Consider the following 24,028-nt stretch of genomic DNA (forward strand, 5'->3'; position numbering starts at 1 on the left):
CGATAAGAAGACAAATTAAGGCTTGCCCTACAGCCCTCGCCTCAGATATAACAGGACTTTTAAAAAAACGTCTTCTCACAAGACATTGTTTTTAACCTATAAATTTTCACCTGAGTTACTCGATGCAATTGAAAATGGCCCTTCTGGGCAACCCGAATGCCGGTAAAACGACACTTTTCAATGAACTTACCGGTGCCCGTCAACACGTTGGGAACTATCCTGGAATTACCGTTGATCACAAAGAAGGCTGCATTATCCGTGGCACATCCAAAATTACTCTTACCGATCTGCCCGGGACCTATTCTCTTACCGCCTATTCGATTGAAGAAATTGTCGCAAGAAACTACCTGGTCGAAGAAAAACCTGATGTCGTTGTAAATATTGTAGATGCCTCAAATCTTGAAAGAAATCTCTACCTCACATGTCAGCTGTTAGAGCTCGGCCTCCCGCTTGTCATTGCCTTGAATATGATGGACGTTGCAAAAAACAGAGGCATTGAGATTAAAATCGATAAATTCAGCGAACTGTTTAACATTCCTGTAATTCCTATTATCGCAAGAACCGGAGAAGGCACAGAGGAACTCATCGAAACCTGCGTGGAGATTGGAAAGCAAAAGCGCCCCTGGACACCCCGGGATATATATTACGGCGAAGATCTTGACCACAATTTAAAGGCTCTCGAAGCAACTATTACAGAGTTTGGACTCCTCAGTACCAGCTACCCACCAAGGTATACCGCTATTAAATACCTGGAAAATGACGAGCAGATTCTAGAAAAAGGCCGGGAGACTGATCCTGAAACCGCAGCAAAACTCGAAAAAATTGTTGAAGAGGCGTCAGAACACACCAGGAGAACCCTTGACGTTTACCCTGAAGCCATCATTGCTGACCACAGATATGGTTATATAAAAGCCATCTTACGCCAGGGGGTGGTAACACATAAGTTTGATACTGACAGACTATACACCTCTGACAAAATTGATAAGGTCCTCACCAACCGTCTGGTTGGGCCACTTTTCATGCTTGTTATTCTTTTCGGCCTTTATCAGTTTACCTTCAGCTGGAGTGAGATTCCAGTTGTGTTTCTGGAAAATGTTTTTGGCTGGGTTGGCGATTTTATTGATCAAACCCTGCCAGACGGCTTGTTAAAATCAATGCTCATCTCCGGCGTAATTGATGGCGTTGGTGGCGTTCTTGGTTTTGTCCCCCTTATCATGTTTATGTTTTTCGGCATCGCAATCCTCGAAGACTCCGGTTATCTCGCACGTGTTGCCTTTATGATGGATAGAGTCTTTCGCATTTTCGGACTCCACGGTTCTTCGGTTATGCCATTTATTGTCTCCGGAGGAATTGCAGGCGGCTGCGCCGTTCCCGGTGTCATGGCTACCAGGACATTGAGATCGCCAAAGGAGAGGATGGCGACCCTTCTCACCGTCCCTTTTATGAATTGCGGGGCGAAACTGCCGGTACTTGCGCTGCTGATCGGTGCTTTTTTTGGTGAACATAAAGCCCGCTACATGTTTCTCTTTACCATTCTTGCCTGGGTTGTTGCTCTTTTGGCCGCAAAACTTTTCCGATCCACTGTACTACGTGGTGCTCCAACTCCGTTTGTCATGGAATTGCCCCCCTACCGCTTTCCCACACTGCGAGGCCTACTCATCCACACCTGGGAACGAACCTATCAATACATCAAAAAGGCTGGAACCGTTATCCTGGGTATCTCCATTCTTCTCTGGGCCCTGATGACCTTTCCCGGTCTGCCACAGGATAGAAAGGACAGCTTTGAGGCACAAAAACAACAGATTTTGACCCAATCAGGATTGACAATGAATGCCTTGTCCGCAAATCAACTCTCACAGTCGGCACTTGAGACCAAAAAACAGATTTCCATCATCAGCAACAAAGAAACAGAGGCAGGCCTTCGATACTCCATTGCCGGGACGATGGGGACAAAACTTGAGTCAATAACCAAATATGCCGGTTTTGACTGGCGAACAAATATTTCTCTGATTGGTGGTTTTGCAGCAAAAGAAGTGATTGTCTCAACCCTTGGCACAGCATATTCCATGGGCGAGGTTGATGTGGAAGAATCAGAATCCCTCGGGAAACGCTTGCAAAATGACAAACACTGGAACAAGGTGGTCGCCGTCTCGGTACTGGTATTTATTATGTTTTATGCACCGTGCTTTGTAACAGTGGTTTGTATTGCCAAGGAATCCTCCTGGAAATGGGCTTTCTTTTCCATGGGATTTAATACAATCTTTGCTTTTTTAATCGCTGTTGGCGTCTATCAGGTGGGAACCTTTTTGCATCTTGGATAATAAGGGTGGGAAGGAACGATAAAAGTACCCGCCTGGAGTGTTGTTCAGTAGATTGCAGCTCAAGCATGCCTGGTACTGCAGGAAGTGCCAAGTGTTTACGCTAAGCCCTTAGGATGAAGGTACAACTCGAACAGCGCCTCCCCTTCTCGAATCCCCTGCACCTTCAATCCCAGGGATCACCGCATGAACTCCGCCAAAATAAACATCTTTTTGCGGCCAGACATTCACCTTAAACTCTGGACCAAAAACCTCGGTTTTTTCAATAGCCTCAACTACCTCAAGGCTGAAACCGGGCTCCACCTGCAGGCAACTCCCATCGAGATAGAGTCGTGGAGCATCGACTGCGGTCTGGAGTGGCCGACTAAAATCTACCACCTGTGAAACAACATGACTGATTGCGGTTCGAATCCGTTTTGAGCCACCACTGCCTATAACAAGCTCCACTTTGTCGTCTTTTATAACAAGAGAGGGGGACATCATTGAAAAAACTCTTTTTCCTGATGGACTCGAGTGAAAACCTTCCGGGTGCAGATCATCTTCACCCATCATGTTGTTGAGCATTACACCGGTCCCAGGAGCAACATAACCAGAGCCTTCCCCGTTGGAGCAGGTCATACTGGCACAATTACCGTATCTATCCGCAACGGAGACGTGAGTTGTCCCCCTGCTAAAGAATCGCGCCCTGTGGGCTGAATCCCCAAATTGTTTTTCATCTGCCAGAAACGCCTGCAAAGACCTTGGATCCGTCACCCCAAGCCCTCGCTGACGTTCCACCTCGCTCATTGCAGACACTGTTGCAAAAAGGTGTTCCCTGCTGCCCCAGACCGTTTGATCCACGCCATACCGCGCGTTAAAAATAAGAGAAAGTCCAACCAGCGTCCCTCCCATAGATGGCTCAGGGGCCGTCACAAACAGATGATTTCGATAGGGTAGCACAAGCGGGGATCTCTCAATCACCCGATAGGCTGCGAGATCCTCTTTAGTCAGGATCCCACCACCCTCACGCATCTCCTTGTCTATTTTCTCTGCAACATCACCAAAATAAAAGCTCTCGTCTCCTTCATGGACCAGCCGATCGAGAAAATCCGCCATATCAAGATTTTTTATCTCATCACCGGCCACCAGACAACTCCCATCAGGCTGATAAACCCCTCTGGAATAGTTAGAAAGCGTCATAATTGGTCGCAACAATGTCAAAAAATGGGCCTGTTGTCCATTGAGTACATGGGTCCTGGCAAGCTCTTTTGCCGGGCGCACGACATCTTCAAAGGGCATGGAGCCAAGGTTGCTATGGGTATGGAGTAAACCCTTTAATACCCCAGGAACGGCTACAGAGCCGAGGCCCACATGAAAATCCTGCGAGGACCCCGAAAAATCGACACGAACGGGAAAAAAATCACTGCTGGCGCCATCCATTTTACTTCCCCGGCCAGGTGTATCCACAAAAAAGTCATAAAAAATGTTTCGTCTCTCCGTCTGCAAGCGGCCAACAAGCAGGCCTCCCCCACCAAGACTGGTCAAGGCTGGCTCCACAACCGCAGAAGCAAACCCGGCTGCAACCACGGCGTCAAAGGCGTTGCCCCCGGCCTCCAGGATCTCCGCGGCCGCCTGACTGACCAGCTCATGTCCAGACGCTACAATGGATTTATCATACAGACTCACGAACAGCACTCCCTTGGAAATGGATTCCTCTTTTTATCATAAATGCCAGCGCAGCCCTCAAAGATCAAAGATAAAAGAATTTTCACCTACGCTTTTCCCAATTCAGAAACAGCCGTCCAGTCCATTGCCACCCTTGCAAGCCAGTGAGCCCCCACCTTCAATACATTTTCATCAAAATCGAACGTGCCGCTATGGGCTGGGCTGTTGATGCTGAGACTGTTTGCCCCGAATCGAACAAGACAACCATCAACTTTTTGCTGATAAAAGGCAAAATCTTCCGCCCCAAGGCTTGGTCGGCCCTGGGACACGACTCTGTCCCCACCCACTACCTCCAATGCAGCCTGTCGGGCTATTTGAGTTGAGTAGGTTGAGTTGATCACAGCAGGCAAACAATCATGGAAAACGATCGATGCCTGCAGATCGAACTGATCCCCGATACTTTGGGTCATGCGACGCAGCCCCGCGAGCAGGCGATCGCGAACTTCAGAATCACTATTGCGCAGTGTTCCAGCTATCACCGCCTCATCCGCAATAATATTATGGGCCGTCCCGGAGGCAAAGCGCCCCAAGGTTAATACTGCCGCCTTATTCGGATCTGTTTCCCGGGAGATGAGGGTCTGCAGGCCTGTTACCAGATAAGCCCCCGCCACAAGACTGTCTTTTGCTTCATGGGGGCGGGCAGCATGTCCGCTCCGCCCTCTGAGTATTATAGAAAAAGGGTCAGCATAGGAACAGATTACTCCCTCGTCAACAGTAATGACTCCCGTTGGGAAATGGGTATCAATATGTCCTCCAAAGACCACCTGTACACCTCCATCCAGGGCACCTTCTCTAATGATCCTGTCGGCTCCGTTGCCATGCTCTTCGGCTGGCTGAAAAATACATGAAACTTTTGATCTGCAACCGTATCGCTTTAAAAGGACGATGGCTCCTAAAAGCATTGCCACGTGGCCGTCGTGACCGCAGGCGTGCATCACCCCTTTAACCTTAGAAGCGTATGGCACCAGGTTCTTTTCTTCAACCGGAAGTGCGTCCATATCGGCTCGAAGACCGACATGGCCGCTGTGAATCTCCCCTTCCCCCAGGGTAGCGATCACTCCAGTGCCGCCCCAGCCATTGCGATAGCTGACGTCGAGTTCTTTGAGTTTTTTCTGGATAAATAAGGAGGTTTTCTGCTCTTGAAAACTGAGTTCAGGATATTGGTGAAGTTTTCTGCGGATGTCACGCATCCAGCGCTGCAGCTTCTCATCCACTGCCGTGGATGGTTTAATCTGATTCATATTACACTCGTAACCATCAAAAAGAACAAACATCATTCCGGCCCAGAATTGACTAACAAGCAAGGCATTAACGACTACTCAATTACAATTGAACCGACATCTACATCTTTTAGGGAATTCTTTGTTACCTTCTCTGACTTTACCTCGGCCTCATCGACAACATCGAAGTCTTCCACAACAATCTCTTCATCATAAGTATCATCGTCCTCTGGAGATAGGGGATTTAGAATAAATTGTTCTTCCTCAGTAACATCTTCTTGTTTGGTGTCTTCGTGGAAAGAAGAGGTATAGTTTGCTGATCGTTCTGAACCAAGGCTCAGCGGCTGCTTAAAAACAGCAATTAACCCATCCATGGTTTCCAGCATTGAGACAAGTTCCCAGCCTGCTTTGCCGTACTCATTAAGCGAGTACTCCACTTCTGATTCATCAAGAAAGCTGCTCCCGAGCAGCCCCTCTTTCTTTAGCTCAAAATGTACTGTTTTGTAACTCCACCGCATTCTATTTTCCTGTTATAAAGCTTTTATTTACAAATCATCCACAGCTTACTGTTCTTTAATAAACTGGTCGTTTTCAAAAATCCCCTTGTACACCTTATCTCCCTGGGTCAAAATACCCTTGCCGTTACGTTTGCCAAAAGCAAATTCACCTTCATATCGGCTCTTCTCCTTGGAAACAAGAACTCCTTTGCCGTGGGGAAGGTCATCTTTGAATTCCCCATCATACCATGAGCCGTCAGAGTAGGTTATCTTACCCGACCCATTAAAGCTGCCATTGGCAAATTCTCCTTTATAACGGCTGCCGTCAGCAAAATAGTACTCTCCTTTGCCATGGAACAAATCATTTTTGAAATCGCCCTTATAACGCGTGGTGTCCGGATAGATAAATTCTCCACGGCCTTCTTTCTTTCCATTAACCAGATTGCCGGTATATGACCTGCCATCCCGATAGACAAAGGTCCCCTTGCCATCGATGCTGCCCTTTTTCATTTTTCCTGTATAGAGATCACCATTTGGGAAACGAAGAACTCCCTCTCCATCCATATAGCCTTTTTTAAAGTGGCCCTGATACACCCTGCCATCTGAAAAATTTATATCGGCGTCTCCGGTTAATAATTTCTGTTTCTTACCGTCATAGACCAGTCCATCTTTTACTGGAAAAGGTACATTGCTGGCCAGAGCACTCGCCACCGGTGCAGCGACTGTCGCTGTTGGTTGTGCAACCACCATTTTCATTGGCTCCACTTCCGCCTCCCTTACAGTCGATACCGGGCTTTCTCTCAGGGCCACGGCTACCGGAGCGGCGGGAACTACGGGGGCGACCGGTATTACCGGATTATCGTCCACCTTCTGCTGAGGCTCACCGTTGATAAAAGTACCGCTGAATTTCTTGCCGTCACTGTAGGCAATAGTCCCTTCTCCATTCATGGTGTTTGCACGGAATTGACCGTCATACACCGTGCCATCGGCAAACTTCAACTCACCTGCACCTTCGCGCTTTCCTCCAAGAAATTCTCCTGTATAAACCGTCCTATCCGGTTCCTCCTGAACCCCTTCCCCATCGGGCAGTCCCGCCACAAAATCACCCGTATACCTGGACCCGTCAGGATATTCAAGAACTCCTTCCCCCTCAATCACACCTTCCTCAAAATTACCAATATATTTGCGCCCATCAGGATATTGAAGTGTCCCTTCTCCATGGTAAAGATCGTCAACAAACATTCCTTCATAGGTTTCCCCTTCAGCAGTGGTATAGGTGCCGTAACCATGTCGGTTTTCCCCTTTAAATTCACCTGCATATGTCGCGCCTGAGATGTATTTCCGTTTTCCCATACCCGCAGGTTTTCCATTGTGAAACATGCCCTCATGCCAGCTTCCGTCTGCGTAGATGAGTTTACCGAATCCATCTATGATATCATTACGAAAATCACCCTGAAACTCTCGACCATCGGGGAAAAAAAGAATGCCCTTTCCATGAAAGCGTCCCAAACTGAACTCACCTATATAGTGTGATCCATCACCACGTATCATAGTTCCCTGGCCATGGATGACATTGTTGACGAACTCACCCTCGTAACGCCTGCCATCAGGATGCGTCAGTTCACCTTTTCCATGAAATTTCCCGTCACTAAACTGCCCCTGATAGCTGGTGCCGTCAGGAAACTTCAGGACGCCATGACCGTCAAGGAGGCCATCCTTAAAGCCACCGACATAATCTCTTCCATCAGCTGAGATGAAATGCCCCTCGCCGTTTATACAATCCCCCTGAAGACAGCCACCAGAAGCCCACACGGGGAAGATACAAAGAAGAGTAAAAACTATGGCTCCGTATATATTTTTATAATTTTTCAACTTCGCCCTCTCTTATGTATTGGAACTGCAAAGTTCTCGGTTGTACGCTGCACGCACAACCTCAGAGATAATTTTAAGACCTTTTCTGACCTCGGCATCATCCTGGGAATATGTCACCCTCAGGCATTCATCTTTATGTTTCCAGTTCTCCTGCAACCCCGGGAAAAAATAGTGCCCTGAGACCACAAGCGCTCCCGCTTTTTTCAGGCGCTCATAGAGTTCAAGACTTGTGATGGGTAAGTCCTTAAACCAGAGCCAGAGAAACATTGCGCCTTCCGGAACATGGATTCTGCAGGGAGTATCCGTGAAAAATTCCTGCACCGCTGCCACTGCCAGCTGCTTTTTCCTGCTGTAGTACGGTTGCATCAGAGTTTTGCTCAAAGCAGTAATTCTACTGCTGGTCACTAGTTTTTCGGCAAGCAGAGCCCCGAAACTGTTTGGTGAAAGTGACATGATTGCATTCATGCAGGTCAAAGCTCGGACGATTTCTTTTGAAGCAACAATAATACCCGTTCTGACCGCAGGCAGCCCAAGTTTTGACAGGGAAAGACTGACTATCAGATTTTCATTCCAGATGGGAGTCGCTTTTGTGTAAATCATCCCGGGAAACGGCAGGCCATAGGCACAATCTACGACAAGCGGAATATTCTGTCGCCTGGCCAGCTCCATGAGTTTTAGCAATTCCTCATCGCTTATCACATTCCCCGTCGGATTGGTTGGCCTGGATATACAGATTGCTCCAATGGAACTGTCGACCTGCAGTTTCTCAAAATCAATATGATATTTAAAAAATGTTTCATCCAAGGTCTCAATTTTGGGTCTGGTTGAGACGAAGAGCCCATCATCAAGACCAAGATCAGCGTACCCGATATACTCAGGCGCCATCGGCAGACAGATTTTTTTCTTTGTCCCATCCTCCATCTCTCCGCCAAAAAGATTAAAGAGCATGAAAAATGCCGTCTGGCTACCGTTGGTAAGGCAGATATTCTCAGAGGTGATGTTCCACCCCAGCTCTTGGCGCAACAGATTCGCCAGACCCTCTATGAAACTTGACTCCCCCTGGGGAGATCCATAACTGCCCACCAGACGCCTGAACTCTTCGGGATCACTGCAGAGATTCAGAAGCTCCTGACGCATAATTTCCTGAAACTCTGGGATCTGGGCTGGGTTTCCTCCTCCCATCATCACCATATGCTCCCCACCTTCCATCTTGGCCTGGCCAAGATCATCCATGAGAGACAGGATTCCGGCTTTAGAGGTCATTTTCTTGCCAAATTTGGTCAATTTCATATATCTATCCAATTTTCTAATGTGTCGCAATTTGTAGTTACGTGTTTTCTCGGGTTTCCAGACGGCGTTTCTTCAGTACAACGGCCAGCTGCACAAGCACGTAGGTTACAATGAGGGAAAAGAATATCCGCCCCCACAGTACACCGCCCAGTTTTCCACCAATGGCAACCATGAGCAGGGTATCTTCGATCAACCCATGGCAGAGCCCCATAAGGACCATGGAATGGAAGATCTCATCTTTTGCCAGTTTACCCGTGGCCGTCTCCCGGATAATCAGTGCGCCGCCATAACCAATCCCCATTATCATACCAACAACGGTGATCGGAGCCGCCTGGCCCCCCATGCCGAAATGCGGCAAAACCGGAGCCAGAAGCCGCTCGAACAAGCCAAGCAGTCCCACCAACTTAAAGAGGCGCATAAGAATAATTATACATAATATAATCATAATGATAAGGCAAAGATTCTGCAGAAGATCAACAGCCCAGCTCAGATAATCTCCCGAGCCTGTTGTCGCCTTGAAAAGTACTCTTGATGGATCCTGCCAAAGATCAAAAAGTGTACAGCACCTATACAGAAGATAGCCGTATACGATAGCACCCACAAGCCGTACAACAGCTATAGGCATAAGCCTAGCACCAGCTCTGCTACTGACACTCAGCTCGATGGGAAGAGAGTGGGCGATAAGCATCACAGCACAGAGAACAGTAACCTGGGCCCCTGTCAGTTCCAGGCCGGGAGCAATCACGGAAAAAACCGCGATAGCACTATAAATACTTGAAAATATGGCAGTTGCCCAGACAAGGCCAAGGGCTCCAGGAAGGCCCAGCAACAGCATCAACGGCTCAAGCAGACTGCCCAGAAATGTTACAAGCCCAAGATCTGCAAATATTTTCGTTATAATGGCCACCGGAACGAGGATACGTATCAATCCCCAGCTGGTCAGCAGGGTCTCCTTTCCTAGTTCTGAGGCAATGGCTTTGTAATTGACTAGCGTCATAGTATTATCTGGTAGAAGAATTCATTCGTATATCAGGCAACTCTTCCCGACTTCGGATCGCCACCCTGTTTTTTTGCTTTAAAAAGCTGACACTCCATGCCAGAGCTTTCAAAGACAACGCGGGCTGGATTTTTCCGGCTCTTAAATCCCATCGCTCTGCAACCGTAGGGGTTACTCGGCTCATAGGTGATAAAATAGTGCATACACTTTATACATACTGGTCTAGCAGACATCTTCAACCATTGCCTCTTCAATCAAAATGACCACAAGTTTTTTCCGCCACCAACCACGATTGCAATCAGAACCATTAAGGCTCCAATGAGACTGAAACCGAGCCCAAGACTCGCGTAATCCCCGACTAAGCCAATGACCATCGGCAGTAAACCACCTCCTATCAGAAAAGCCAAGGGAACACACAAAGACACGGCCACTCCACGTGCCTCCTCTCCTCCGATACGTGAGAGCACGGCAAAGGCCGAAGGGAAGAAACAGACCGCGACCATTGGCTGTAGTACAATGAATAGAAGTAAGGGAAGGCCAGTTAACTGGCCAAAAGGAATGGTGAGCAGCCCGGTCGCCAGGAGAATATATCTAAGAACCTTACCATTGCCAAGACGATCCCCCAGCCAGCCACCGACAAGGGGCATGAAGACTGCACTGATTCTCGAAAATGCCACAAGTGTATTCGCCGCCTCTTTATCCAATCCGTGCTCTGTGATGAGGTATAAGGGTAACATTGAATATATGCCAAGGGTTCCGCAAATGGCGAGAGATAACAGAAGCACCATCTGCCGAAACTGCGGTAATCCGAGAACGGTTCTGATGGCTTGACGGTCTACCCCTTTTACCTGCAGAGCCCCATCGTATCCTTTGAGCAGGTATAGTCCAGAAACAACAATCAAAATGGCGCCTAAAGTCAGCAACACAACGTTATAACTATAAAAGTGCAAAACAGCAGAACAGGCAAGCGGAGCAACAACAAAACCCAGATTGGGGGCAAGTTCATGTACGGACATTCCCCTTGCAATATGGGTAGGCGAAACCAGACCAGTTATAGTTGCAAGCCCCGACTGCAGATACAGACCTGCGCAGTAACCCAGCAAAAACAGACCGATTCTCATAAATAACAGGTTCTGAAACGTGCCTATCAACATCAGCATCACGCCGCAACTGCATATAGACAGGACAATGGTGTTTTTATGGCCGATCCTTTCTGAAACCCTCGTCGATAGAAGTATAGAGATAAAATACCCCATCGAAATGAAAAAAAACAGCGAGCCTGAGGCACCGTGGTCAATACCGAGAGTTTTTTCGATTTCCGGCAACAACGGAGAAAAGATTACCCTGGAGATGAAATTTAAGAAAAAAACCGAGGTAAGAAGCAACAGGTTGGGAAGAGCCTGACGAAAGGAGTTGCTACCGCCTCCGTTCACTCCATACTTAAAATTCAAACCCTACCTCAATGATGACATATTTTTAGGAAAATCGAAAAAAAGAAGTTTGCCTGCGCCGGCTTCCGTCGAAAAGCCACCAGAAGCAGGATATTCGATGGCTACAATACCGCAAGTGGGTACATTTACAAGAGAGATTCCCGTCAGATATTCTGACAATTCCGTAATGGTTGAGTTGTGCCCAATCAGAAACACAGTATCAGCCACAGCAAATTCTTTGTTTAACAGGTCGAGATGCACCTGAATCGACCCCATATACAATCCCTGGTGAAACGAAATCTCAGCAACGGGATAGCCCGTTGCCTCAGCCATATATTTGGCTGTCTTTTTTGCTCTTTTCGCAGGACTTGCCAGAATACTCTCGGGGATTACCGACAGCTGGGCAAGTCTTTTTCCCATTTCCGGAGCATTTTTCCTGCCCCTCTTACTGAGGGGTCGGCTAAAATCGTCAAGCCCTGAATCATCCCAGCTTGATTTGGCATGTCGAATCAGAAAAAGACGCTGTATCTTCATAACCTTTCCGGCGATTCCACCATATCCAGCAGTTTCATCCATTCCCCCATTTCTATTATGCCGCCTCTTTTTCCCTGTTACGAACGGTAATCTGCGTTAATTTTAACATAGTCCAGAGAGAAGTCACAGGTATACATTTCAGCTGCTCCCTGTCCACAGTGCAGATCAATGGTCACAGTAAAACATTTCTCTTTGAGAACCGCCGTGGCCTTTGCCTCAATTTCTTTTCCCTTGCCAAGACCATTTTCAAACATGACAACCTCTCCAAACGAGAGCGTCACATTTTCGGGATCAAAGACAACGCCTGCTCGCCCCATTGCCCCGAGGATCCTGCCCCAGTTGGCATCTTCTCCAAAAAAAGCGGTCTTCACCAAATTTGAATTGGCAACGGTTCTGGCAACCTGATGAGCATCCTCATCGTTGGCAGCCCCATTTACCCGAATGGTGATGGTTTTGGTCGCGCCCTCACCATCTGTAACAATCTGCAGAGCAAGATCTTTGAGAACAACGGTGAGGCCTTGTTGAAAGGTACCGGTATCCGAAGGGCTCTGGCCGTTTAACTCAGGGTTTTTCGCACTGCCATTTGCCATGATCAGAACCATGTCGTTGGTGCTTGTATCACCATCAACGGTGATCCTGTTAAACGTGGTATCAACCGCTTGACGAAGTACCTCGTTGAGCTCGGCTTGAGAGATATTGGCGTCGGTAAGCACAAAGGACAGCATAGTCGCCATATTGGGCATGATCATGCCGGAACCTTTGGCCATCCCTATAATGGTCACCTCTTTTCCACCAATCACAACCCTGGTTGCTGCTGTTTTCTGCACAAGATCTGTGGTCATTATCGCTTGTGCGACTTTATCAAAATTGTCCGGGGCCAAGCCAGCAACCAGGGCATCCATACTGGCTTCAAAAGCCGCCATATTGAGCTGTTCTCCAATAACTCCCGTTGACGACAGCTGGATTAGTTCCTCCGCTATATCGAGTTTTTGGGCAAGCAGTCGGCCGGTTGTCAGCGCCGCTTTCATTCCTTCCTTACCGGTACAGGCATTGGCACAGCCTGAATTCACAAGAATCGCCTGGGCCTCTCCCGTACGCCTCAGTCGTTCTGCATCAATGACAACAGGGGCGGCTTTTACCTGGCTGGTGGTAAAAACACCTGCAGTAACACAGGGGGTATCACTGAAAATGAGTCCAAGATCGAGTCTGTTTTTATAGCGAATCCCCGCCTGTACAGCGGAAAATGAGAAACCACGAATATTCATAACAATTGTACCTTTAAAATGTTTTCATTTATCCTGAAGTTGAAAAACAGAGAGGACAAGGGTATCTGGGACAGTGACAACTTTGTAGCCTGCGCGCTGCACGATCTCAAGGCTTTACATTTACCATTTAATTCTTGGATCGTACTCTTTTTATTATTAAAATAATAAAAATGACGGTTTTTGTAATCCTTTTTCCCAAAAGATGTATATCTCTATAACAATATGAAAAAAACCGTACTTATTCACCTGACATAGTGTCATCAGGACGCTGCAATAAATTTTATGGAAATACAGGCTATTCACTGGAGCTACTCTTTCTTTTCAACCGTCATCCTGCTCTCTGACTTTTTTATCCGTATAGGCCTCTCTCTACGGGTTATCATGCGAAAACGTCCCTATGGGGTTTCTCTCGCCTGGCTCATCGTCGTACTCCTCGTCCCATTTCTCGGTGGTTTTTTCTACCTTCTATTTGGTGAAAACCGCCTGCCTGAACGAAGAATAGCCAGGACCAAGGCCTCCTTCAATATGTATCTCGACTGGCTCGAGGACCTCAGCTCCCAGCCTCCCCCGTTATGGGAAGAAACGCATCCGGCATACGGTTCTCTCCATAGGCAGGCTAAAAAATTGATCGGACTTCCTGCCATGGGGGGCAACAAACTGACACTGATCACCAGCCCCAGTCAGATCCTCGGTTCAATCACCCGGGCAATAGACAACGCCCAGTCGAGCTGTCATCTTCAATTTTACATCTGGGAGGCAGGGGGCCGCGTTGATGATATTATTGCGTCCCTGTATCGTGCTGTAGCCCGCGGAGTCGTCTGCAGAATTCTTCTGGATTCCATTGGCAGCAGAGACTTTTTAAAAAGTGATGTGGCGCGGGATATGAGACAAGCCGGAATAAAGATTCAGGAATCACTTCCGGCAGGTCTGATCAGCGCCTTTTTTTCTCGAATAGACATCAGAAATCATCGAAAAATCGTGGTGATCGACGGAAACATCGCCTACACAGGCAGTCAGAATATGGTTGATCCTGATGTCTTTAAAAAGAGTGCAGGGGTGGGTAACTGGATCGATGTGATGGTCAAAGTTGAAGGGCCGGTGGTGGAAACCCTGGCGGGAACCTTCGTCAGTGACTGGTTCCTCGAGACAAGTATCGGATATTTCAGCGAAGAAGACCTGAAAGCCGACATGAAAACTATACGCAAAGTGAGTGACCTGCACACCTGTCCTGCGATGGGAACCTCGGATGTTCAGCTGGTACCTTCCGGACCTAGCGGCACCCCAGATGCAATCCATGGCCTCCTGCTGACAACCATCTATGCCGCTCAACAGGAATTGATTATGACAACCCCCTATTTTATTCCTGACGAGCCACTCCTTGCAGCTCTCAAGGCAGCCGCGCAGCGTGGGGTGGATGTCAAGATTGTTGTTCCAGAAAAAAATGATTCCCGGCTGGTGCAATATGCCAGCCGGGCTCGATATGAGGAGCTTGCAGAGTCAGGAGTTTCAATCTATCATTTCTCTGGAGGCCTCCTCCATTCAAAGACCATTACCGTTGATCGAAGTTTTTCACTTTTCGGCTCTGTAAATATAGACATGCGCAGTTTCTGGCTCAATTTTGAGGCAACGCTTGTTATCTACTGCAAAACATTTACTGAAACACTCCACGACATCCAAACCGATTATCTGGCCGACTCAACCAGACTTGACCTTGAACATTTTAAACAGAGAACTCCTTTTGAAAAATTCAAGGAAAATGTTGTATTGCTCATAGCCCCCATACTCTAATGAAAACCAGAATCCTTCTCATCTCTGACATACACGGTAACTATCCGGCCCTAAGAGCGATTGAAACTTCTTTTGCTGCCATCTCATTTGACCGGATTATCAACTGCGGAGACTCTCTGGTCTACGCCCCATTTCCAAACGAAACTCTAGACTGGCTGCAACAGCACGAAGCGCTCAGTATTCTCGGAAATACCGACAAAAAAGTCATCAAGCTCCTGAAGGGGAAAACCTTTAAAAAACCTAGCAAGCACGAAAAACGGATTATGTATGAATCGACAGCGGCGGTTCTCTCCGACCAAAATCGCTCTTATATTCAAGGCCTAGAAAATCTCACTTCCTTGACTATCCCAACAGGTAAGAAAAAAAAAGTCACCATCGGAATCTTCCATGGCAGTCCCACCGCCCCCCACGAATTTCTCTTTGAAACAACCGAGGACAAGCGATTCGAAGAACTCGCAGCTGATTGCCAGATGGATATTGTCGTCACCGGCCACTCCCACACTCCCTATCACAAACATATCGGGGGGATTCATTTCATCAATCCGGGTTCTGTCGGCAGAATGTTCGATGGTAATTCAGACGTCTCCTGCGCCATAATGGAAATTAGTTCTGAAACAATTTCAGTGCAACATCTCCGAATCCCCTACGACGTGGATGCCGTGACCTCTGCAATAGCTGAACATAATCTCCCTGCCATTTACGGCCTGATGTATAAAAAAGGACAAAAACTGAACTGAATATGGCAGGACTTTGTGATTTTATTTTTTTCTGATACTATTTAGGGTATTACAATAGTTTTCAGTTCATTTATAAACGACACAGATCTAAAGCCACACCCCTGACAACAGAGTTGCTCTCTCAACAACCGAGATAAAGGACAAGTTTATGGCAAAAAACAAGAAAAAAGCCAAAGAGGCTGCACAATCCGAGCAAATCAGATTGCTGGAAGAAACAGCATTTAAAAATCTCAACACGAAAAAGGGAGACAATAAAACTGCAATCTGGATCAAAAATGAACACCTGACCTATGAGATTGAACTGAAAAAACTCCAGATTGAGCTCATGAAACTGCAGTCCACTATGAAAATGAATGGCCAGAGGATTCTTGCCATTTTTGAAGGTAGAGACGCTGCAGGAAAAGGAGGGACGATTAAACGGATTATCGCCCATCTCAACCCCCGTCACACCAGAGTTGTCGCTCTGATGAAGCCCAACGACACAGAAATAAGCCAATGGTATTTCCAGCGTTACGTTACCCACCTGCCATCAGCCGGTGAAATAGTTATCTTCGACAGAAGCTGGTATAACCGAGCCATGGTCGAACCGGTTATGGGATTTTGTAGTGATGAGCAGAATAAGCGGTTCTTAAAAGATGTTCCACTTCTTGAAGAAATGCTCGTCAAAGACGGGATAAAACTCTTTAAATTTTATTTCTCCGTCTCCAAGGAAATTCAGAAAGAACGCTTTGATTCGAGGAAAACCGATCCTCTCAAACAGTACAAGATCTCACCGGTGGACAACCTGGCACAAAAGTACTGGGACCAGTATTCTGTGCGCAAGTTTCAGATGCTTTCAGAAACCAACCGGACAATTTCCCCGTGGACAATTATTCGTTCAGATAATAAAAAAAGTGCCCGGCTCAACTGCATGAAACATATTCTCAGTCAGATGGACTATGATGATAAACTTCAGGGAGACCAGTTGGCACCGGATCCCAAAATTGTCATCTCTGGAATAGACGAGCTCAAGCATATGGAAGACAATCTCATGCGCCCCGACCAGCTTCGAGGGTAATCAAAACGGGGTGGACAGCTTTACGCCATCCACCCCGTTGTCTTTTCAGGACAAACACCCTGAAGTATAAATGCAACAACAAAGGTACAATCTGCCTGTTTTACAGGTCAGCTTACACCTCCTGCCCGCAGCATCTTTTGTATTTTTTCCCGGAACCACAGGGACATTCAGCGTTTCGCCCGATCTTATCGCCGTCACGTTTCACCGTGGATACTGTTGCCTGGCCCTCGCCTGCACCAATCCGATTCATGCGAGCCATTTCCTGCTCCTGACGTCTGCGTCGTTCTTCTTCCAGACGCTCCACCTCATCTTCTCTGACAACCCGGACCCGCATGAGTGCGGAAACAGTCTGTTCCTTAACCGTTTCCACCATATGACCAAAGAGTTCATACCCTTCACGTTTATACTCGTTCAGCGGATTCTTCTGCCCATAGCCTCGAAGCCCAATTCCCTCCTTCAGGTGATCCATGGAGAGGAGGTGATCTTTCCAGTGGCTATCCACAATCTGCAGCAAGATCAACTTTTCCAATTGTCTCTGGGTCTCTTTTCCATTGACTTCATCCTGGAGCTTATATTTTTCTTTGACAAATGAGCATATTTTTTCGGTAAAGCTCTCCAGGGTCAGTTCCTCGCGGTCCTGCTCTGTCCAGTCGGGTTTGTGGTGAAAGAGTTCAATCATCCGCTGATTGAAATTCTCCCAGTCCCATTCCTGAGACTCGACACGATCCTGGTAGAACTCTGCGGCTACATTGCCGACCAGCTCCTCTATCATGTCATCAATGACCTCGACCACATCTTCGCCGTTGAGGACCTCACTGCGCTGCTGGTAGATAATCTCTCTCTGCTTATTCATGACATCGTCATATTCAAGCAGGTGCTTACGAATGTCAAAGTTATGCCCCTCGACTTTGCGCTGGGCATTTTCAATCGCCCGGGAAATCATGTTGTGCTCTATGGGTTCGTCCTCTTCCATGCCAAGCTTATCCATGATTCCACTGATCCGGCCGGAACCGAAAATACGCAGAAGGTCGTCTTCAAGAGACAGATAAAACCTTGAGGAGCCGGGGTCACCCTGTCGTCCCGCGCGGCCACGCAGCTGGTTGTCGATACGCCTTGACTCGTGACGGGACGTTCCAAGAATGTGCAGGCCACCAACCTCGACCACACCTTCACCAAGTTTAATATCAGTACCACGTCCGGCCATATTCGTGGCAATGGTCACCTTACCGAGTTGTCCTGCTCCGGCAATAATCTCAGCCTCACGCTCATGGTGTTTGGCGTTCAGCACTTCGTGCTCAATTTTCTCCTTTTTCAGCATCTTAGAGATTTTTTCAGAGACGTCTATGGAGATAGTACCAACGAGAACAGGTCGTCCTATTTTGTGCAGCTCTGCAATCTCATTGACAACCGCACGGTATTTTGCGGCCTCATTTTTATAGATCACATCAGCATAATCATCACGCACCATGGGCTGGTTTGTGGGCATCACCACAACATCAAGGTTGTAAATCTTTTTAAACTCCGGCGCTTCCGTATCAGCCGTACCGGTCATCCCTGCAAGTTTATCGTACATGCGGAAGTAGTTCTGGAAGGTAATGGAGGCAAGGGTCTGGTTTTCCTGCTCGATCTTCACCTTCTCCTTTGCCTCAAGGGCCTGATGCAGACCATCACTGAAGCGCCGTCCCTCCATAGTCCGGCCGGTGAATTCATCGACGATAACCACCTGATTGTTGGTGACGATATAGTCGACATCTTTTTTGAAAACGATGTGAGCCTTCAAGCCCTGATTGAGATGGTGTAATTTCTCGATACTGGTGGGATCATACAGATTCTCCACTCCAAGAAGTTCTTCACCGAGTGCGACACCCTCTTCTGTCAGGGAAACCTGGCGGGCCTTTTCATCAAAAGTATAATGAACATCCTTTTTAAATTGAGGAATGGTTCGATCGACCTTTACATAGAGATCCGTTGAGATCTCTGCCGGCCCGGAAATGATGAGAGGCGTTCTCGCTTCATCAATTAAGATCGAATCCACCTCATCCACGATGGCGAAATTGAAGCCGCGCTGACAAAAATCAGCCAGTTCAAACTTCATATTGTCACGAAGATAATCAAAACCGAATTCATTATTGGTGCCGTAGGTGATATCAGCAGCATAGGCCTCTCTGCGCTCTTTATCATCAAGACCATGGATTATTTTTCCACAGGTCATCCCCAGAAACTGATAGACCTTCCCCATCCACTCACTATCTCGGGCTGCAAGATAATCATTGACCGTCACGACATGTGTCCCTTTACCGGACAGGGCGTTGAGGTAGACAGGCAGAGTCGAGGTGAGGGTCTTGCCTTCACCGGTTTTCATCTCCGCGATCTTACCCTGATGCAGAACAATACCACCCACCAACTGGACATCGTAATGACGTTCACCGAGCACCCTACGTCCTGCCTCACGCGCCACAGCAAAGGCTTCCGGCAACAGATCGTCTAAAGACTCTCCCTTTGCAATTCTCTCCTTAAACGCTATGGATTTTGCAGCAATCTCTGGATCACTCAAAGAGCGGAGGTCATTTTCCAGATCATTAATTTTCGATACTATTGGCCTGAGCTGTTTAAGATACCGGTCATTACTACTGCCAAAAACTTTAGTGAGTATTTTTCCAATCATTATGTCCAACCGTTGGTTGTGGTTTAAGAACTGTCCTAAAAATATAGTTTGCGCTGGGCAAGATAGTGAGATCTGATTTCTACTGCAACCAGTATTTCAGCTCCCAGGAAAAATCCCTGCAGAGAAAAAACATCATTTGTTCAAATTCTCATTGGTGTTTTTTTTCATCACTTTTTTGTCCGCTCGAATGACCAGCGTGGAAATATCATTCTGTTGCTTATGCTTCTCCGCCTTTGTTTCAGAATACGACGGAACAAGGAGCGACTGCCCGGCCCACACGCCGAGCAAAAACATCCAGAGAAAAAGGCAGAAAAGAATGACACCTATTCCCCCCACCCCGCTTCTGGAAAGTTCAAACTTCAGCTTACGAACCTTTGGTTTACTCCTTGTGGCCATGTAAAGAGTCCAGCTTACATTCGTTCAGGGGCGGAGATGCCTACCATATTCAGACCATTTTTCAGAACAACCTGGATTGCTCTGATCAAACAGAGACGTGCCCCGGAGAGCGGCACATTATCTGTTAAAACCTTGTGTTTGTTGTAGTAGCTGTGCAACTGCCCTGCAAGTTCCATAAGGTAAAATATGACTTTATGGGGTGCCAGATCAAGGGCGGAACTCTCGATAACCTGAGGGAAACCGGACATGGTTTTCAGCAGGTTGAGTTCTTCCGGTTCAACCAGAAGCGAGGAGTCAACGTCAGAAAAATCAGGAATCGCAACGCCCTTTTCCTCCGCCTGACGAAGAATTGCACAAAGCCTTGCAAAGCCATACTGGACATAATAGACAGGATTTTCCTGGCTCTGTTTCGTCGCAAGATCAAGATCAAACTCAAGCTGACTGTCCGCTTTTCGCATCATAAAAAAGAAGCGTACAGGGTCCACACCCACCTCATCGATAAGCTCATCGACTGTCACAAAATTTGCCTTGCGAGTGGACATTTTCACCTGTTTACCATCCCGGGTAAGGGTTACGAACTGGTGCAACACCACTGTCACTTTGCTCGGATCATAGCCAAGTGCACTGACGCCGGAGAGCACATCCGGTACCGTTGCAATGTGATCGGAGCCGAAGATATCGATGAGCCAGTCAAAGTTCCTTCTGAATTTTTCTCTGTGGTAGGCAATATCAGGCAGCCGATAGGTAGGTTCACCACTACTTTTTATAATGACCCTGTCCTGCTCCTGGCCCAAATCGGTGGTTTTAAACCAGGTCGCATTATCCTTTTCATAGACAAGCCCTTTTTGACGAAGCTCGTTTACCACGTCGTCGATATGGCCGTCTGTATACAGCGATTGTTCGTTATAATAATTGTCAAATTTAATGCCCATGCGGGCAAGAGTTCCTGAAATATCGTTAAAAATGAATTGCTCAGCCTGCTTCTTAAATGGGCTGACATCCTGGTAATCTTTAAGGGAATCGCCATGTTCTTCCACAAGTGACTTGGCAATATCGATAATATACTCCCCCTGATAGCCGTCTTCCGGGAACTCAAAAGGTGCGCCGATTAACTCCAGATATCTCGCTCTGGTCGACTCACCCAGAACGCGCATCTGCCGCCCCGCATCGTTGTAATAGTATTCACGAAAGACATCGTGACCTGTCACTTCTAAAAGCCTGGCTATAGAGTCACCCAGCACAGCCTGTCGACCATGACCAATACTGAGAGGCCCGGTGGGGTTGGCACTGACAAATTCAACAATTACCTTCCGCCTAGCACCTACGTCGCTTGTACCAAATTGCTCAGCGGTATCAAGAATTTGAGGGATCAGAGCGCACCAGACCTGAGGCTTGACAAATACATTGACAAAGCCCGGTCCTGCAACGTCCACACGCTCAACCAGCTCTGTTACTTTGGTCAGTTTTGCACTGATTTGGCCTGCAATCTCTCGCGGATTTTTCTTTTCGATACCGGCCAGAACAAGGGCGAAATTGGTGGAAAAATCTCCCTGCCCTTCATGTTTTGGCAGTTCGACAGTGAATTTTCCTGTTGCCTTATCAGACCAGAGCCCCTCTGTGATGCCTTCTTCAAAACAGGCGTCAAGAACGTTTTTGAGTTGTGAACGAATCATCCTAACCTACTTGGTAATTTCTATTATTGTTGTGCCCGAACATGCAGAGGACCTCATAACTGATGGAGTCCATTTTCTCTGCAATATCATCGGCGCTGATTGTTTCGGTTCCCTGTCGACCCAGAAATACAGCATCATCCCCCGCCTGAACCCCTTCGATGCCTGTGATATCTGCCATGCACATATTCATACAGATGCGTCCCCGTATCATTGCCCGCTTTCCACCGATGAGGACCTCCGCCTTATTGGAAAGTGACCGCGAAAGGCCGTCTTCATAGCCTACAGGAATTACAGCAAGGTTAGTTTCACCTGGAGTGACGTAGGTGTGACCATAACTCACCCCGGTTCCGGCAGGAACCTTTTTAACCTGTAAAACCTTTGATGTAAATGACATTGCCTGTTGAAGGCAGCCCTCACGGAGCTCTCCTGCAGATGTTTTGCCAGCGGGATGGTATCCATAGAGCGCGATACCGGCCCGGACCATATCATGATACGCGTCGGGAAAATTAAGCACTGCTGCTGAATTGGCAATGTGGCAGGATCCTCCGCCCCTGTTTTTCAGGGTAGAACACACCCCGTTGAAAAGTTCTATTCCTTTCAGAGTTGTTCTCGACTCCGGAATATCGGAGGTGGGAAAATGACTCATTATACCTGCCAGAGTAAGGCCGGGCAAGGCATCGATCAACTCAAAGAATGCAGGGACATCGGCGGGTAAAAACCCTAATCGTCCCATTCCTGTATCCACTTTGACATGTACTGCAATCTGTCGGTTAAGAGAGACAGCGGCAGCTGACAGGGCTTTTGCTGACTCAACACTGTATATCACAGGAATAAGATCATATTCAAAAAAATACCCGGCATTCTCTGGAGCAAAACCTATCGTTACATAAATTTTTCCAGCTAAACCAGCTTTTCTGAGAAGCACCGCCTCCCTCAACTCAGCGACTCCAAACCTGCTGCAGCCTGCCCGTGCAAAAGCTTCTGCAGTCTTGACACTTCCGTGCCCATAGGCATCGGCTTTGACCATGGCCATAACCGGAACCGACATTCCCACAGTCTTTTGAATGAGTTTGAAATTATTTTCCAGCGCGGCAGAATGTATTACAATTTGATTAAACGACGTGAGGTCCATTACAAGTTCATCAGAGGTAAAGATTATTTACTATAGAACCATGCTTTCCAACCGTGTCGACTGGAAACAATAAGTGCCAGGCCAATGGTCATATAGATAAAACATAAGAGAGCCATCGGAAGCGATGAATTTCTCAAGATAACACCCATACCGATCATACACAATACTAAGAGCCATGTTTTTACTGAATAAACAGCCCCGAGGCAAGTGCCGTCTTCCAAGGTGAGAATCCTGGCAACAGTCCTCGCCGCCGCACGATCTAACATGAACTTTGCCTTGACCGCGCCAGCGATGCAGGCGGACAGGACAACGATCAATTTATACTCTGGCAGGGGAACCAGTCTGATCACCCCTTTCGTGATCAACATAGCGCCTATAACAGTCCAGAGACATGCAGATAACAGTAAGAGCGATTTGATTTTCGCAGCGGGTTTATAGCGGGAAAAAGAGCGATCCATCATTACACATGTGATCAAAATAGAACAAGCCCATCTCCTTAGTGGAGATGGGCTTGCAGAACAAAGCAGATACTGAAATAATTAAATTTCAGTTACGGTGATAGCGTCTTCTGGGCAAACTTCTACACAGGTCTCACAACCGAGACACTCGTCAGCTTCTACTGGCTCAGCTTTTCCATCTACCATCTCAAAAACCTGTGCAGGGCATGCTGCTACACATTCTTCATCACCAACACACTTATCTTTATCTACAACTATTTCCCACATAATTCACCTCCATAAAGTGATCTTTAGATCAAGTATCAATGCACTTAATCAATCATTCGAGCATCGGTTAAATACCGTTGTTGCGTGTCATATTTGCATTAATGTACGGCCAGATATTTGTCAAGCAAAAAGGTTGAACAAACTTAGACCACCTCCGCCCCTGAAGGAAAAGATGTTTTCTTTTTATATCAAATATTTACAGAGACAAGCAGTTATCCTGCAAGGCAAAAAAAGATATAACTGTTGACCAGTTTCTATTATTTTATATATTGCAGATTCATTTTTAAGGCTCCTGGGATTATCGGGAAACCACCTCATAAAAAATTAATTTCCGTTGTCAACATATGAAAAAAAATACATCAAAGAAAAACCTTCAGGTCCAAAAAAGAGAAGAAGCCATGATCCAGGGTATCCTGGAAGGAAGTCCCGACGGTATCGGGGTCGTGGTGATAAGGCTTGACTGCGGCTGCAGAAAAATGGCTGCAGTTTCAAAAGAAGGTGAGCCAGCATCAAAAATTATCATGTATCGGGATCAGGCGGAAAGCATCTGCGACAAGTGCAAGGAGGATAATGGCGCATATATGCGGGTAGAAGAGTCCTTCATCCATTGGGTTGAACCGGCACCGAGTGAGCAACTGCAAAAAGAGATAAGCCTCAAGGTTCTCGGCTCTTCCACCGAACATTAAGGCCTCAATTCAGGCGGTCATTAGAATCTCTAATGACCGCCT

21 protein-coding genes are annotated in these 24,028 nt (G+C 47.2%); 5 read left to right on the forward strand and 16 right to left on the reverse strand.

Annotation, left to right across the window (positions count from 1 at the left end; all coding sequences use genetic code 11):
- Positions 1–122 precede the first annotated feature (122 nt).
- Positions 123–2,321, forward strand: coding sequence for a ferrous iron transport protein B (gene feoB, locus FCL48_RS11200; protein WP_136872369.1), 2,199 nt, complete (start codon positions 123–125; stop codon positions 2,319–2,321).
- A gap of 108 nt (positions 2,322–2,429) precedes the next feature.
- On the opposite strand, the gene FCL48_RS11205 is transcribed toward feoB, so the two are convergent.
- The 10 genes from FCL48_RS11205 to argJ form a co-directional block, all read right to left on the reverse strand.
- Positions 2,430–3,983 (reverse strand): gamma-glutamyltransferase family protein, encoded by a 1,554-nt coding sequence (locus FCL48_RS11205; RefSeq protein ID WP_169309189.1) that lies wholly within the window; start codon positions 3,981–3,983, stop codon positions 2,430–2,432.
- Between the two features lie 86 nt (positions 3,984–4,069).
- On the reverse strand, positions 4,070–5,263 hold the full coding sequence (locus FCL48_RS11210; protein WP_136872371.1) for a M20 family metallopeptidase: 1,194 nt from the start codon (positions 5,261–5,263) through the stop codon (positions 4,070–4,072).
- Between the two features lie 74 nt (positions 5,264–5,337).
- Positions 5,338–5,760, reverse strand: a complete 423-nt coding sequence (locus tag FCL48_RS11215; protein WP_136872372.1) for a DUF4177 domain-containing protein — start codon at positions 5,758–5,760, stop codon at positions 5,338–5,340.
- A gap of 45 nt (positions 5,761–5,805) precedes the next feature.
- On the reverse strand, positions 5,806–7,611 hold the full coding sequence (locus FCL48_RS11220) for an MORN repeat-containing protein (protein ID WP_136872373.1): 1,806 nt from the start codon (positions 7,609–7,611) through the stop codon (positions 5,806–5,808).
- A gap of 12 nt (positions 7,612–7,623) precedes the next feature.
- Positions 7,624–8,901, reverse strand: coding sequence for a valine--pyruvate transaminase (locus FCL48_RS11225; RefSeq protein ID WP_136872374.1), 1,278 nt, complete (start codon positions 8,899–8,901; stop codon positions 7,624–7,626).
- Between the two features lie 37 nt (positions 8,902–8,938).
- The gene (locus tag FCL48_RS11230; protein ID WP_136872375.1) at positions 8,939–9,898 is read right to left on the reverse strand and encodes a hypothetical protein; all 960 of its coding nucleotides are present in this window, start codon (positions 9,896–9,898) and stop codon (positions 8,939–8,941) included.
- Between the two features lie 32 nt (positions 9,899–9,930).
- A complete protein-coding gene (locus FCL48_RS11235) occupies positions 9,931–10,101 on the reverse strand; it encodes a uracil-DNA glycosylase (RefSeq protein ID WP_240744818.1) in 171 nt (56 codons plus the stop codon).
- Positions 10,102–10,152: 51 nt separating this feature from the next.
- Positions 10,153–11,349, reverse strand: coding sequence for a sugar MFS transporter (locus FCL48_RS11240; protein ID WP_136872377.1), 1,197 nt, complete (start codon positions 11,347–11,349; stop codon positions 10,153–10,155).
- A 3-nt stretch (positions 11,350–11,352) separates the two neighbouring features.
- The gene (locus tag FCL48_RS11245; RefSeq protein ID WP_136872378.1) at positions 11,353–11,904 is read right to left on the reverse strand and encodes a histidine phosphatase family protein; all 552 of its coding nucleotides are present in this window, start codon (positions 11,902–11,904) and stop codon (positions 11,353–11,355) included.
- 35 nt (positions 11,905–11,939) lie between these two features.
- Positions 11,940–13,127 carry a bifunctional glutamate N-acetyltransferase/amino-acid acetyltransferase ArgJ gene (argJ, locus tag FCL48_RS11250; protein WP_136872379.1) on the reverse strand — a complete coding sequence of 396 codons (1,188 nt, stop codon included), beginning with the start codon at positions 13,125–13,127 and terminating at the stop codon, positions 11,940–11,942.
- Positions 13,128–13,409: 282 nt separating this feature from the next.
- Here argJ and cls point away from each other — a divergent pair, with 282 nt between their 5' ends.
- From cls to ppk2, 3 genes are all read left to right on the forward strand, one after another.
- Positions 13,410–14,915, forward strand: coding sequence for a cardiolipin synthase (gene cls / locus FCL48_RS11255; protein ID WP_136872380.1), 1,506 nt, complete (start codon positions 13,410–13,412; stop codon positions 14,913–14,915).
- Positions 14,915–15,652 carry a metallophosphoesterase gene (locus FCL48_RS11260; RefSeq protein WP_136872381.1) on the forward strand — a complete coding sequence of 246 codons (738 nt, stop codon included), beginning with the start codon at positions 14,915–14,917 and terminating at the stop codon, positions 15,650–15,652. The genes cls and FCL48_RS11260 overlap by 1 nt, the downstream gene beginning before the upstream one ends.
- A 148-nt stretch (positions 15,653–15,800) precedes the next feature.
- Positions 15,801–16,709: a polyphosphate kinase 2 gene (gene ppk2 / locus FCL48_RS11265; RefSeq protein WP_136872382.1), complete on the forward strand. Its 909-nt coding sequence runs from the start codon at positions 15,801–15,803 to the stop codon at positions 16,707–16,709.
- 112 nt (positions 16,710–16,821) lie between these two features.
- Here the strand turns inward: ppk2 and secA are convergent, their stop codons facing one another.
- The 6 genes from secA to FCL48_RS11295 form a co-directional block, all read right to left on the reverse strand.
- On the reverse strand, positions 16,822–19,374 hold the full coding sequence (secA, locus tag FCL48_RS11270; RefSeq protein ID WP_136872383.1) for a preprotein translocase subunit SecA: 2,553 nt from the start codon (positions 19,372–19,374) through the stop codon (positions 16,822–16,824).
- 132 nt (positions 19,375–19,506) lie between these two features.
- Positions 19,507–19,770 (reverse strand): hypothetical protein, encoded by a 264-nt coding sequence (locus FCL48_RS11275; RefSeq protein WP_136872384.1) that lies wholly within the window; start codon positions 19,768–19,770, stop codon positions 19,507–19,509.
- A gap of 14 nt (positions 19,771–19,784) precedes the next feature.
- A complete protein-coding gene (gene argS / locus FCL48_RS11280) occupies positions 19,785–21,443 on the reverse strand; it encodes an arginine--tRNA ligase (protein WP_136872385.1) in 1,659 nt (552 codons plus the stop codon).
- Position 21,444: 1 nt separating this feature from the next.
- Positions 21,445–22,575, reverse strand: a complete 1,131-nt coding sequence (alr, locus tag FCL48_RS11285) for an alanine racemase (RefSeq protein WP_136872386.1) — start codon at positions 22,573–22,575, stop codon at positions 21,445–21,447.
- 23 nt (positions 22,576–22,598) lie between these two features.
- The gene (locus FCL48_RS11290) at positions 22,599–22,943 is read right to left on the reverse strand and encodes a hypothetical protein (RefSeq protein ID WP_136872387.1); all 345 of its coding nucleotides are present in this window, start codon (positions 22,941–22,943) and stop codon (positions 22,599–22,601) included.
- 171 nt (positions 22,944–23,114) lie between these two features.
- Complete coding sequence (locus FCL48_RS11295; RefSeq protein ID WP_136872388.1) at positions 23,115–23,300, reverse strand: 4Fe-4S binding protein; 186 nt, start codon at positions 23,298–23,300, stop codon at positions 23,115–23,117.
- A gap of 344 nt (positions 23,301–23,644) precedes the next feature.
- Here FCL48_RS11295 and FCL48_RS11300 point away from each other — a divergent pair, with 344 nt between their 5' ends.
- Positions 23,645–23,986 (forward strand): hypothetical protein, encoded by a 342-nt coding sequence (locus FCL48_RS11300; protein WP_136872389.1) that lies wholly within the window; start codon positions 23,645–23,647, stop codon positions 23,984–23,986.
- The last annotated feature ends 42 nt before the right edge of the window (positions 23,987–24,028 follow it).

The organism is Desulforhopalus sp. IMCC35007, assembly GCF_005116575.1.
Taxonomy (GTDB): domain Bacteria; phylum Desulfobacterota; class Desulfobulbia; order Desulfobulbales; family Desulfocapsaceae; genus Desulforhopalus_A.